This window comes from Aminobacter sp. Y103A (genome assembly GCF_030294925.1).
GTDB lineage: Bacteria > Pseudomonadota > Alphaproteobacteria > Rhizobiales > Rhizobiaceae > Aminobacter > Aminobacter ciceronei.
On the sequence record NZ_AP017986.1, the window covers coordinates 4,032,005 to 4,045,382 of the forward strand.

At 64.4% G+C, this 13,378-nt stretch carries 11 protein-coding genes; 7 read left to right on the forward strand and 4 right to left on the reverse strand.

From position 1 onward, the window contains the following. Window positions 1-15: 15 nt before the first annotated feature. Window positions 16-1,188: an MFS transporter gene (locus Amn_RS19735; RefSeq protein WP_286290988.1), complete on the reverse strand. Its 1,173-nt coding sequence runs from the start codon at window positions 1,186-1,188 to the stop codon at window positions 16-18. Between the two features lie 147 nt (window positions 1,189-1,335). Here Amn_RS19735 and Amn_RS19740 point away from each other — a divergent pair, with 147 nt between their 5' ends. Next, window positions 1,336-1,677, forward strand: coding sequence for an ArsR/SmtB family transcription factor (locus tag Amn_RS19740; protein ID WP_067959756.1), 342 nt, complete (start codon window positions 1,336-1,338; stop codon window positions 1,675-1,677). A 2-nt stretch (window positions 1,678-1,679) separates the two neighbouring features. Further along, window positions 1,680-2,435 carry a metallophosphoesterase family protein gene (locus Amn_RS19745; protein ID WP_286290992.1) on the forward strand — a complete coding sequence of 252 codons (756 nt, stop codon included), beginning with the start codon at window positions 1,680-1,682 and terminating at the stop codon, window positions 2,433-2,435. Window positions 2,436-2,473: 38 nt separating this feature from the next. Here Amn_RS19745 and Amn_RS19750 read toward each other — a convergent pair whose 3' ends face one another. After that, complete coding sequence (locus tag Amn_RS19750; protein ID WP_286290994.1) at window positions 2,474-4,876, reverse strand: DNA/RNA non-specific endonuclease; 2,403 nt, start codon at window positions 4,874-4,876, stop codon at window positions 2,474-2,476. A gap of 97 nt (window positions 4,877-4,973) precedes the next feature. Further along, window positions 4,974-5,570 carry a TetR/AcrR family transcriptional regulator gene (locus Amn_RS19755; protein WP_067959746.1) on the reverse strand — a complete coding sequence of 199 codons (597 nt, stop codon included), beginning with the start codon at window positions 5,568-5,570 and terminating at the stop codon, window positions 4,974-4,976. Between the two features lie 130 nt (window positions 5,571-5,700). On the opposite strand from Amn_RS19755, the gene Amn_RS19760 reads away from it, so the two are divergent. From Amn_RS19760 to Amn_RS19780, 5 genes are all read left to right on the forward strand, one after another. Beyond that, window positions 5,701-6,705, forward strand: a complete 1,005-nt coding sequence (locus tag Amn_RS19760; RefSeq protein WP_083948523.1) for an NADP-dependent oxidoreductase — start codon at window positions 5,701-5,703, stop codon at window positions 6,703-6,705. Between the two features lie 93 nt (window positions 6,706-6,798). Next, entirely contained in the window at window positions 6,799-7,800 is a 1,002-nt protein-coding gene (locus tag Amn_RS19765; protein WP_286290997.1) for an NAD(P)-dependent oxidoreductase, read from the forward strand. A 250-nt stretch (window positions 7,801-8,050) separates the two neighbouring features. Beyond that, window positions 8,051-11,545 (forward strand): carbamoyl-phosphate synthase large subunit, encoded by a 3,495-nt coding sequence (carB, locus tag Amn_RS19770; RefSeq protein ID WP_286290999.1) that lies wholly within the window; start codon window positions 8,051-8,053, stop codon window positions 11,543-11,545. Between the two features lie 307 nt (window positions 11,546-11,852). Next, complete coding sequence (locus Amn_RS19775; protein ID WP_286291001.1) at window positions 11,853-12,227, forward strand: hypothetical protein; 375 nt, start codon at window positions 11,853-11,855, stop codon at window positions 12,225-12,227. 225 nt (window positions 12,228-12,452) lie between these two features. After that, window positions 12,453-12,818 (forward strand): hypothetical protein, encoded by a 366-nt coding sequence (locus Amn_RS19780; RefSeq protein WP_067959738.1) that lies wholly within the window; start codon window positions 12,453-12,455, stop codon window positions 12,816-12,818. A gap of 70 nt (window positions 12,819-12,888) precedes the next feature. Here Amn_RS19780 and Amn_RS19785 read toward each other — a convergent pair whose 3' ends face one another. Further along, entirely contained in the window at window positions 12,889-13,377 is a 489-nt protein-coding gene (locus Amn_RS19785) for a GNAT family N-acetyltransferase (protein ID WP_371746484.1), read from the reverse strand. Window position 13,378 lies beyond the last annotated feature (1 nt).

Genomic DNA, 13,378 nt, shown 5'->3' on the forward strand with positions numbered 1-13,378 from the left:
AATGGCGGGTCAACTCTATCGGGCAGCGGCGAGCCGGATCGACCTGTTGCTCGCCGCAAGCACTGCCAGCGCCACCAGCGGAAAAGCGGCGGCGACCAGGCCGAGATCTGATGGCCGGGCGAATTCCAGCACGCGGCCGCCGATGACGGTGCCGAAGGCGATGCCGAAATAGAGCGCCGATGCGTTGAGCGACAGGGTCAGGTGCGCGATCTCCGGACCGAATCCGACGATGCGGCTTGCCTGCGCCGGCGGGAAGGCCCAGCCGATGATGCCCCACGGCACCATCAGCGCGATCAGCACCGGGCCGGCGACATGGTGCGGCAGCAGCTTCAGGGTCAGGGCAATGGCAATGCAGAAGCCCGAAGACATCAGGAGGGAGATCACCACCATGCGCGTCGCGCCGATGCGGTCCGCGAGATAGCCGCTCGACAGGTTGCCGATGACGGCGCCCGCGCCGAAGGCGAGCAGCATGCCCGGCAGTGCGATTTCGGGCAGTCCCGCCCCTTCCAGCGCCAGCGGCGCGATATAGGAGATCACGGTGAAGCCGCCGGCGAGATAGAGCAGCGTCACCAGGAGCGAGGGCAGGATGCCGGGCCGGGCAATGGCGGTGAAGCGCTCGGCGAGCGTCAGCTTGATGCCGCGCGAGCCCCGGGGCAGCCGCACCCACAATATCGCCGCGCAGGAGATTCCAAGCAGTGCAATGGCAACGAAGGTGCCGCGCCAGCCCCACATGGTGGCAATCAACGATCCGACCGGCGCGCCGAGTGCCACTGCAAAGGTCGTGCCGCCGACGACGACCGCGATCGCCCGCGCCCGGTGCTCGGGTCCGGCCAGCGACACGGCGGTTGCCTGGGCAGTCGCAGCATAAAGTCCGGCCGACATGCCCATCACGATCTGCGCGATCAGAAGCCCGGCAAAGGAGCTGCTCATCGCTGCAATGATGTTGCCGGCGACGAACACCAGCATGGTCGCGGCAAGCACCCGGCGACGGTCGATCTCGCCGGCCAGCGCCGACAGGACTGGCGCGCCGATCGCATAGGCAAGCGAGAACGCCATGATCAGGTAACCCGCGAACGGTATTGACACATGCGCGTCGCCGGCGATTGCCGGCAACAGGCTGGAAAACACGAAGCCGACGGTGCTCATGGCGAACGAACCGACCGCCAGCCAGATAAGGCGCTTGTCCATGACAGTGTCCTTAGTTCAAAATATGTTGAACTATTGAACTTATCCCCCCGTCATGTCAATCTGTGTATTCGACCTCTGCTGCCATCCTCATGTCAGCAGCCAGTCCAAAACCTTGAACCGACCAACAAGCGCCGCTACCTTCCGACCATGTCCTTGCCCCATCCAAATCTCGACCAGATCAGCCTTGCCAACGTGCTGTCAGTGCTTGGCGACCAGACCCGCCTCGCCATTGTCGGTTATCTCGCCTGCAACGAGGGTCTGGCGGTGAGCTGCGGCCAGTTTTCCGAGTTCGGCTCCAAGACGAACCTGTCCTACCATCTGGCCAAGCTGCGCGAGGCCGGCATCACCCACACAGAGGTGGCAGGTACCAGCCGGCTGATCTCGTTGCGCCGCGCCGATCTCGACAGCCGCTTCCCCGGCCTGCTCGATTCGATCATCACCGCGGCCCAGGAACTCCCCGCACTCGAGCGCCTCCGCGACGAGGCCTGAGCATGCGCATTGCCGTCATCGCCGACATCCATGGCAACATCCTTGCACTGGAGGCTGTCATCGCCGACCTCGCCCGGCGCGGCGGCGCCGATGTCGTCGTCAATCTCGGCGATCTGGTTTCCGGTCCGCTCTGGCCCAGCGAAACGGCAGCGACGCTGCAGGCCCTTGGCTGGCCGACGGTGCGTGGCAACCATGACCGCCGCGTCGCCACCGACCCGCTCTCCGACATGGGCCCGTCCGACCGCTTCGCCTATGATCGCCTGACGCCAGCCCAGCGTGACTGGATGGAGGCAATGCCGCTGACCTTGGAGATCGCCCCGTCGGTGCTCGCCTTCCACGCCCGCCCCGATCACGACGAGCGCTATCTCTCCGAGGTCATCGATGAAGGCCAGCTCATCCGCGCGCCGCTGAAAGTCATCGAAAGCCGCCTCCGGCAGGTCGACCCCAAATATCGGCTGCTGCTCGCCGGCCACAGCCACCGTGCCGATCTCGTCCAGCTCTCCGGCGGGCGTCTTCTGTTCAATCCCGGCAGCGTCGGCGCCCCAGCCTATGACGACGACACTGCGCCTGCCCATGTCTCTGAGCAGGGCTCGCCGCTGGCGCGCTATGGCCTCGTCGAACTCGACGCTGCCGGCATTGTCACCAGTGTCGATGCGATTGCAGTGACCTATGACTATGAAGCCGCAGCCCACCGCGCCGTCGAGGGCGGCCGCCCGGAATGGGCTCATGCCTTGCGCACCGGCTTCATGCCGGACTGATCCGGCAGTTCGCCCCCACTATCGGCTCTGGCTCCCGGCTAACTGGCCAATTTCCTACGCCGGCCCGGCTTCGACGTCTTCTTGCCGCCACCCGAGCGCGCCGGCTTCGTCGCCGGTTTGAGCGTGCCATCCCTTGCCAAATCCTTCGGCTCCAGTGTCTGCGCCGGCCTGCCGATCGCCTCTTGCCCGGCGCGGACGTCGGCAGCGCGTAGCGTGTCGCCGAAATCAAGCCCGGTAAGGCTCTCGACATGAGCGACGGTCGTCAGGAACTCCGACACCCGCGCCAGTTCCTCGGCATCGCCAAACGCCTCCGCCATGCCTTCGGGCATCACTTCGATCAGCGGCCCCTGGTCGGCGAGCAGTGCTATCGCGCGCAGGTCGTTGCCGTCGTTCCACGCCGCGATTTTCCAGAATTTCAGCGGCACCTTGCTTTCGAAACGATAGGGCGGGTCGCTGTCGGCGAACACTGGCCCGGCAAACACTGTCACCCTTTGGCGCATTGTCACCGCGTTGCGCAGCACATAGGTCTCGACCGCCCGCCAGCGAAGCTTGCCCTTCGAGCCCGGCCGGTTGAGCGCACTGCCCTGGTTGAAGAAGCCGAGCTGCGGTGCCGCATTGGTGTAGAAGAACGTGTCCCGCTCGGCTGCCACCGCCTCCGCATCGGTGCCCCAGGCCGGGTCGCCGCGCAGCGTGATGTGGCCCTTCTGGAAAATCCGCGCCTTGCGTTCGTTCGATGTGGCAATCGGAAAGCCAGCCACTTTCTGTGCGTCATAGAAGGGCTTGTTCATTTGCTCTTCGAGAGCCACGCGGCGGTCCGGTCTGAAATCGTCGCTGGCTTCCGCCCCGCCGATCGACTCGATGCCGAGCTCGCTCAGGCTCGGATCCTCGGTGACCGTCTTGTCGTCGCGGTTGACCGCCTTGATGCGCGAGCCGTCGATGTTGCAGGCGGTGTAGTAGGCAAGCCGCCGCTCGGCGTTCATGACGACGGAAAAATGGTGGTAAGGCAGTTCGAACGGGTCGTCGCCCGGCTTGGCCAGAAGATTCTTGGCCGGCCGCCCAGGCGCGCCGCCGTGCCTGGGCAGCGGCAGCACGAAGCCCGGCACGAAGCCCGGTTCATAGCCGCCACGGTCGTCGAAATTCTCGGTCTTCCAGCTCGCAGCCTCGGCCCCGGGGCCGCCCGTCCTGACCCCGGATTTCGGCGCGGCACCAGTCGATGCCTGTGCCATCAACGGCGCCCGCACGCTGATCTCGATCGGGAATGTCCATATCACCGAGCCGTCGTCGCCCAGGCGGGCCTTGGCCTCGCCATCGCCGCCCGATGTCAGCGCCTGTGCCTTGCCAGCCTTTGCCACCACCCGGTCCGGCTCACCGACCCCCTCCGGCACAGGCTGCAGCTTCAGTCGCCCCGCCTCCTCCCAGATGTCGAGCAATTGCGTCACCGCAGCCCGGCTGCGCGCGTCCATGCCGGCGAGCCGCGTCTCCAGATCGTTGACGATGGCGCTGATACGGATGCCTTCGTTGATCTCCTTGGCCAGCGGCTTGCCGTCGGTGCCCATCACCTCGTGCCATGGCCCGCCCCAGTGATGCAGGGCGATCGGCTCCCATTCGTTGTTGAACACCGGCGAGCCCGACGAGCCCTGTTCGGTGTCGGCGACATAGTGCAGCACATGCAGCGTCTCGTCCCGCGCCACGAGGTGGTTCTCGCGCAGCACCAGCTCCTTGTGGCGGCCGTCGGGATGCTGGACGACATTGGCGATCTCGCCCAGCATGTGCTTGTCGCCGGCACTGGACAGCACCAGAAAGCCGAATTCGTCGAGCGCGCGCGGGCCGCGCCGGCGCTGGCCAATGCCGATCAGCGTGTAGTCGAGCCCGTCTATGTCGTCGGTGACAAAGCACAGATCCGGGTCGAGGAAGAACGACGTCGGCTGCCTGAGTTCGTTGAACTTGTCGCGCTCATAGTCGAACTGCACCTGGAACCGTGCGGCGTCGGCGGCCGTCTGTATGACGTGATGATTGGTCAGGAAAAGGTTCGGCCCAACAAGGAAGCCCGAGCCCTGCGGCATCTCGTTGAGAAAGGCGACCCGGCCGACGGCATCCGCCGCACGGCGGCCGCGCTCGAGGAAGGCAACACCGACAAAATCCAGCGTCGACCCCTGGATCGCCTCCGGCCCCATCGGCTTGGCGGCGGCCATCGCAGGCTTGCGTCCGGCCTTTGCCGGTTCGCCGACAGTCTCGATCGCCGTGGAGATCATCTCGGCCTGTTCGCGGGTCAGGTCGGCCTTGACCTGCAACCGCTCGACGCGGCGACGGCGCTCCGGCTCAGCCGCCAGCGGATTGCCCTCGGCGATGCGCGCCAGCGACGTGTCTATTTCAGGTCTGCTTTTCTTCAACCGTTCACGAACGACACGTTCAACTTCACCGAAGGTCTGGATATCAACCATGCCCGCCCCCTTTGTTGAAGACCCCAAGTATAACTTGAGAGCCTACGCGGAGGTAGCGACGTTTTGTTGACAGCCTTTACGGGCAATATGCCTGAAATCAGCGGCGAAACCGCTCCAGCGTCGCCGTGAACAGCTCGGTCAACGCTGCAACGGCATCGTCATATGAGATACGCCCGGCCGCCGTATCACGCGACACGGCCTCGGCCGCCCCGAGAAGTCCCGACAAGACGGGTTCGCCGATATCGGCGGGCAGATCGACGAAGCGCGAAACCGCATCGCGATATTCCTTGAGATAGCCGTTGCGCAGCGTCTGGCGAAACTCGTCCATCTCCTCCGTGCCCGAGAGTGCCGAAAACACTGCTCCGGCCTCGGGGCCGGCGCGGCTGGCGCAACGCACATAGGCCTCGCCCAGAATGCCGGCCACATCACGCAACGTCTTGCCGCAGCTGGCAAGGGCCTCGCGCTGCGTCGCCAGCTGCAGCTCGTTGTAGGAGGAGAACAGCGCCATCAGCAGCCCCGCCCTTGTGCCGAAATGCTCATAGGCGATCGGCTTGCTTACCCCTGCCCGTTCGGCGACCCGGGCGAGCGTCAGCGCGTCGGTGCCTTCCTCGCGCACAATCTCCTGGGCTGCTTCCAGCAGCTGCGCGCGACGTTCGGCCTTCGGCAGTTTTTTCATCGAACTTGCAGTCGTCATCGCCTTCGCATCCGGTCAGAAATTTTTCGGCCCGTGGCTTGAACATCGCCACACGCTACATATGTTACCATTAGTAACTTACAAAGAGTAAGCTACACATGGTAGATGACTACACATATAGGGGAATTCAATGTCCATTGCAGCCCGTGAAATCCACCTGAAGAGTCGCCCGGCCGGCCTGCCGGGCGCCGACAACTTCCAACTTGTCGAACGCAGCTTGCCGGCTCCTGCCGCAGGCCAATTGCTGGTCAAAACGCTGTTCATGTCGGTCGACCCCTACATGCGTGGCCGCATGACCGACAGGCCGAGCTACATCGCCCCCTTCGAAATCGGCCAGCCGCTTGAAGGCTCCGCCGTCGGTATCGTCGAGCAGTCCGCCCATCCCGAGTTCAAGGCCGGCGACATGGTCAGCCACTTCTCCGGCTGGCGCGATCACGTGCTCGTCGACGCTGCCACCGCAAACAAGATCGACACCTCGAAGGCGCCGGCCGAAGCCTGGCTCGGCCCGTTGGGCATCCCTGGTCACACCGCCTATGTCGGCCTGCTCCGCATAGCCGGGCTCAAGGCCGGTGAAACCGTCTTCGTCTCGGCCGCCGCCGGCGCCGTCGGTTCGATGGCGGTGCAGATCGCCAAGCTCAAGGGAGCCCGTGTCGTCGCTTCCGTAGGCTCGGAGGAAAAGGCTCGCTGGGTCAAGGAACTCGGCGCCGACGCCATCATCAACTACCGCACGGCAGGCGACCTGACCGAGGCTCTGAAAAAAGCAGCACCCGAAGGCATCGACGTCTATTTCGACAATGTCGGCGGCGACCACCTCAGGGCAGCGCTCGAAGCAGCCAAGCCCCGCGCCCGCTTCGCCATCTGCGGCATGATCTCCGGCTACAATGACGAAAAGCCCGTTCCCGGTCCCGACAATCTCGCCGCAATGGTCATCAAGAGCATCAGCATGCGCGGCTTTCTCGTGCTGGATCACTTCGACATCCTGCCAGAATTCATCGCCGACATGGCCGGCTGGCTGGCCGATGGCCGCGTGACCTATCGCGACACGGTCGTCTCGGGTCTCGAAAACGCGCCCCAGGCCTTCATCGGGCTCTTCTCCGGCGACAACCTCGGCAAGATGCTGGTCAAGCTCGACTGACATCCGGCGGCTGGTTCGCTCGCCGCCTTCACCTCATTCCAATCCAGACGTTAGAGCGCCGCCTTCGCGCGGCCACAGAGGAGTACTGCCCAAATGACCACGCACAAGCCCGTCCTGATCATCGGCGGTGCCGGTTTCGTCGGCGCGCTCGCCGCCCGCACCCTGCGCAAGCTGCACCCCAAACTCCCCATCGCCATCGGCGGCCGCAATCTTGAGAAAGCCGAAGCCGTCGCCAAGGAGATCGGCAATGCCGAGGCTGTCGTCATCGACCTCAACCGCAAGGACCTCGGCGTAGCGGCAAACAAAGGCTTCAGCGCCATTGCCATGTTCGTCTATGACGACACGCTCAACGCCCTCCACTACGCCCAGACCAACGCCGTGCCCTATCTCAGCGTTTCGACCGGCATCCAGGAGATCGGACCGGAGATAGCGCTTTATGCCCACAAGGCGAATGCGCCGTTCCTGATGGGCAGCAGCTGGCTCGGCGGTGCCGCGAGCCTCGCCGTCGTGCATTTCGCCAGGCAGTTCGAGACCGTGGATTCGATCGAAATCACCGCCCTTCTCGACGAACACGACATGGGCGGCCCCGCCGCCGAAGCCGACTTCACCCGCCTCACAATGATGTCCAGCACCCTGGGCCTCGAAAGCGGCAAATGGCATTGGAACCCCTCGGGCGAACAAGGCCGCAGCGTGACGAGTGTCGACGGCAGGCAGGTGCCAGGTCTGTCCTATGCACCATTCGACGTCTTTAGCCTGCCGGTCACCACCGGCGCCGAGACGGTGCTGTTCGATTTTGCGCTCGGCGAAACCGCAAGCCGCCATCGCGGCGAGCATTTCTCCACCGAGATCACCATCGCCATCTCGGGCAAGAGGAAAGACGGCACAGAGGGCCGTAGCCGCTACGAATTCGTCCATCCCGAAGGACAGGCGCCGGTCACAGCACTCGCCGTCGCACTAGCGGTCGAGCGGCTGGTAGGCCTCGACGGCAAGGCAGCGCCCGCGCCGGGCCTCTACTTCGCCGAAATGCTCGTGGAAGCGGACCATGCGATCAAGCGTTTCAAGGAATTCGGCGCCAGCATCAAGCAGGCAGCATAGGCCAAAACCCGCTCCAGATGGGCAGTCGCGGACCTCAGCGGCTGCCCTTCCGATATCCGGACACGCACTGTGGGCAACCGACGCGCATCAAAGCCGCATCCCGGCACAGGAAAAGCATTTTTTGGGGTTCCCCCCTCCCCAACCTTCCCCTATAAGGCGCGCCTAGCCTCTAGTTGACTCTCTCTTGCGCACCGGCCGGGATTCTCCCGTCCCGGTTCTTCGCGCAGGCATATCTTACGGACCGTACACAATGGCAAAACGCACCGACATCAAGTCCATCCTGATCATCGGCGCCGGTCCCATTGTCATCGGCCAGGCCTGCGAGTTCGACTATTCCGGCACCCAGGCCTGCAAGGCGCTGAAGGAAGAGGGTTACCGGGTCATCCTGGTCAACTCCAACCCGGCGACGATCATGACCGATCCGGAACTGGCGGATGCCACCTACATCGAGCCGATCACGCCTGAGGTCGTCGCCAAGATCATCGCCAAGGAGCGTCCCGACGCACTGCTGCCGACGATGGGCGGCCAGACCGCGCTCAACACCGCGCTTTCGCTGCGCCGCATGGGCGTGCTCGAGCGCTACAATGTCGAGATGATCGGTGCCGACGCGCACGCCATCGACAAGGCCGAGGACCGCTCGCTGTTCCGCGAGGCCATGGCCAAGATCGGCCTGGAAACCCCGCGCTCGATGCTGGCCAACGCCTCCGACGTCAAGGACGCCGACCGCAAGAAGCATGAGGCCGAGCGCGCCGCGCTGAAGGCCGAGAACCCGGCCAATCTCGACGCAGCCCTCGACGCGCTCGAAACCCAGTGGAACCTCGGCGAAGGCGACCGCAAGCAGCGCTACATCAATCACGGCATGGCGATCGGCGCCCAGGCTCTCGACCATGTCGGACTGCCCGCCATCATTCGCCCGTCCTTCACCATGGGCGGCACCGGCGGCGGCATCGCCTTCAACCGCCAGGAATTCTTCGACATCGTCCAGAGCGGTCTCGATGCCTCCCCCACCACCGAAGTCCTGATCGAGGAATCGGTGCTCGGCTGGAAGGAATACGAGATGGAGGTCGTGCGCGACCGCGCCGACAACTGCATCATCATCTGCTCGATCGAGAACATCGACCCGATGGGCGTGCACACCGGCGACTCGATCACGGTGGCGCCGGCGCTGACCTTGACCGACAAGGAATACCAGATCATGCGCAACGCCTCGATCGCGGTGCTGCGCGAGATCGGCGTCGAGACGGGCGGCTCCAACGTCCAGTTCGCCGTCAACCCGGCCGACGGCCGCCTCGTCGTCATCGAGATGAACCCGCGCGTCTCGCGCTCCTCGGCGCTCGCCTCGAAAGCTACCGGCTTCCCGATCGCCAAGATCGCGGCCAAGCTCGCCGTCGGCTACACGCTCGATGAGCTTGAAAACGACATCACCGGCGGCGCCACGCCCGCGTCGTTCGAGCCGTCGATCGACTACGTCGTCACCAAGATCCCGCGCTTCGCCTTCGAGAAGTTCCCCGGCGCCTCGCCCGTGCTGACCACCGCCATGAAGTCGGTCGGCGAGGTCATGGCGATTGGCCGCACTTTCCAGGAATCGCTGCAGAAGGCTTTGCGTGGCCTCGAAACCGGCCTTACCGGCCTCGACGAGATCGAGATCCCCGGCATCGGCACCGACGGCGACAGCGGCGACGACCGCAACGCCATCCGTGCTGCCTTGGGCACGCCGACGCCCGACCGCCTGCGCATGGTTGCCCAGGCGATCCGCATGGGCACCTCGCTCGAAGACGTGCACGCCATGTGCAAGATCGACCCGTGGTTCCTCGAGCAGATCGCCGGCATCATTGCGATGGAAGCACGCGTCCGCGAGCACGGCCTGCCGCAGGATGCCGAAAACCTGCGCATGCTGAAGTCGATGGGTTTTTCGGACGCCCGCCTCGCCTCGCTCACCAAGACCGAGGGCGAAGCCGTTCAAAAGCAACGCCAGAAGCTCGGCGTCCACCCGGTCTACAAGCGCATCGACACCTGCGCCGCCGAGTTCGCCTCGCCGACGGCCTACATGTACTCGTCCTATGAGCTGCCCTTCGCTGGCGCTGTGGCCGACGAGGCCCAGGTTTCGGATCGCAAGAAGGTGGTCATATTGGGCGGCGGCCCCAACCGTATCGGCCAGGGCATCGAGTTCGACTATTGCTGCGTCCATGCCGCCTATGCACTGCGCGAGGCAGGCTACGAGTCGATCATGGTCAACTGCAATCCAGAGACCGTCTCGACCGACTACGACACCTCAGATCGCCTGTATTTCGAGCCGCTGACGGCGGAAGACGTGCTCGAGATCCTGCGCGCCGAACAGGCCGCCGGCACCCTGCATGGCGTCATCGTCCAGTTTGGCGGCCAGACGCCGCTCAAGCTCGCCGATGCGCTTGAAAAAGCCGGCATCCCGATCCTCGGCACCTCGCCCGACGCCATCGACCTCGCCGAGGACCGTGACCGCTTTCAGAAGCTCTTGCACAAGCTCGACCTGAAGCAGCCCAAGAACGGCATCGCCTATTCCGTCGAGCAGGCCCGCACCGTTGCCGGCGAGCTCGGTTTCCCCCTGGTCGTGCGCCCGTCCTACGTGCTCGGCGGCCGCGCCATGCAGATCATCCACAATGAGGGCATGCTGCAGTCCTATTTGCTCGACACCGTGCCGGGCCTGGTGCCCGAGGACATCAAGCAGAAGTACCCCAACGACAAGACCGGCCAGATCAACACACTGCTCGGCAAGAACCCGTTGCTGTTCGACACCTATCTCTCTGGCGCCATCGAGGTCGACGTCGACTGCCTCTGCGACGGCAAGACGACCTATGTCTCGGGGATCATGGAGCATATCGAGGAAGCCGGCATCCACTCGGGCGACTCGGCCTGCTCACTGCCGGTCCACTCGCTGCCGTCCGACCTCGTCGACGAGCTCGAGCGCCAGACTTCGGCTATGGCGCGCGCGCTCAATGTCGGCGGCCTGATGAACGTGCAATATGCCATCAAGGACGGCACCATCTATGTGCTGGAAGTGAACCCGCGAGCGTCGCGCACCGTGCCCTTCGTGGCCAAAACCGTCGGCAAGCCGATCGCCAAGATCGCCGCCCGCATCATGTCGGGCGAGAGCCTCGACGAGGCCTTTGCCCACTATGGCGAAAAGCCCGATGCCCGCAATCCCGGCCACATCGCGGTCAAGGAAGCGGTGTTCCCGTTTGCCCGCTTCCCCGGCGTCGACATCCTGCTCGGGCCTGAGATGAAGTCGACCGGCGAGGTCATGGGCCTCGACCGCGACTACGCGCTCGCCTTCGCCAAGGCTCAGCTCGGTGCCGGAGTCGACCTGCCGCGCTCGGGCACGCTGTTCGTCTCGGTCCGCGACGAGGACAAGGCCGGCATCCTCGGCGCCGTCCAGCGCCTGTCCGGCCTCGGCTTCAAGGTGCTGGCAACCTCGGGCACCGCGCGCTTCCTCAATGAAAACGGCGTGCCGGCCGAGAAGATCAACAAGGTGCTCGAAGGCCGCCCTCACATCGAGGACGCCATCCGCAACCGCCAGATCCAGATCGTCTTCAACACCACCGATGGCCAGAAGGCAGTCTCGGACTCGAAGTCGATCCGCCGCGCCACACTGATGCAGAAGGTGCCTTACTACACCACCCTGTCGGGTGCTGCCGCCGTCGCCGAGGCCATCGCCGCGCTGAAGGCCGGCTCGCTCGAAGTGCGTCCACTGCAGGATTACTTCAAGTAAAAGCCAGGACGTCGCCACAGCTTCTCTTCTCCCCGTTTACGGGGAGAAGATGCCGGCAGGCAGATGAGGGGCAGCGCAAACGCTGGCACACTTGCCATGTGGCGCATTCATCTGCAGGGCAGAAGAAGAGTTTCACCGGCGCATAACCAGCCCGGGGCGCCCTGCGGCTTCCTGCCGGCAAAGCACTACGGCAGAACTGAAACACGCAGGCGTCGTCTTAACGAAACTGCATGAATTGCCTCGCCCCACCTTCCCACCCGCATAGATTGCAGCTAACTCTTCACCATCAGGTGGGGGGTATTTGCGAATGAAACTGAAAACTATGCGGCTGGCACTGGCACCGGTGCTGGCGGGACTTCTGGTTGCGGCCGTACCGGTCGCGGCAATGGCCAAGGACAAGGGCTCGCTGGCCGGCGACGAAGGCAAGAAGCGGTACGCGGCGCAGTTCGGGAACACGACTGGTCCATGCAAGGACGGTTATAAGAAGTATGTCGCCGCCCCCGGCCACTCGGCCTATGCCCAGACGCATCTTGGTGCCGTCGAAGCCTTTTACTGCGGCGCTTCCCTTAACGCGCCGTCCCAGGCAGCAGCCGAAAAGCAAGCGTTAGAGCGCTGCAATTCGGTCGGCAAGAAGTACAAGATGAAAACCACCGGCAACTGCGCCATCTACGCTTCGAAGTGAGAGGCCGGACTTACCCTCCCCCTTGTGGGGAGGGTCGATCCGCGACGCGGATCGGGGTGGGGGTGGTCGAAGAAGCGCACGCCGCCCACAGACTGGCACCGCGCCAGACCTCGCCTGCTGTCTGAACAGCCGTTCGGCGAAACCACCCTCGGAAGCCCGTCACCTCACCCCCTCGTCATCCCACCCCCATCCGGCTACCCTGCCCCGCCAGCCAGGAATCGCCGCATGCCATACGCCTACGACCCGTTCGACGAGATCCGCCGCGAGGCATCCGGTGTCAGCCTGATCCCGCCACAGGTGGTCGCCGACAACGCCGCCAGGGGACTCGTATTGAGAAGGCAGTTCGGCCGCGGCGGCACAGAGATCGGCGTCGGCCGCGCCGAGGAGCTTGTCGCCCGTACCGAGCTTACGCCCCATACCATCAAGCGCATGGTCAGCTACTTCGCCCGCCACGAGGTCGACAAGCGCGGCAAGAATTTTGGCAACGAGCAGAACCCGTCAGCCGGCTACATCGCCTGGCTGCTCTGGGGAGGGGATGAAGGGCGCGCTTGGGCTCTGGAGATGAAACGCGCTATCGCTGATCAGGCGTAATGCTGTTCGATTATCTGAATAGCCCAAAATCGAAAACATCCATGATGGCTGCTATTCTCGGCTGCAGAATTTAGCCACCCCAGTCCACCTCGGTCATGCCGAGCCTGAGATAGAGCCGAACAGCAGCCGAGTTGTCGACCAGGTTGGTCTTGAGGTCGATATGGCTCGCGCCCCGCGCGGCGAAGGTGTCAAAGACGTGCCACAGCAGCGCCTCGGCGATACCCTTGCCGCGACTGTCGGGACGAACGGCAAGGTCTTTCAGGAAGCCGCTGGTCCAGCTCAAGGCAGCCCCGGTCAACCGGCCCTCGTTATCGAAGACCAGGAAACAAAGTTCAGGGTCAAATTCCGAGTCGGCCTCGAGTCGTGGCCACCACTGGTCGAACGGGCCGTTCATGCCGTCGTCGAAGACGAGCTCAAGCAGATCGTAAAGTGCAACCGCGTCGGAGGCCTGAAACGTCCGCATCGAAAAGCCAGCGGGCCAGCGCGGGGGTCGCAGTTCGCCGGGCAGCACCCTGCGCAGGCGGACGTCGTTTTCCCCCTGCGGCGATGGCATCGGCAAG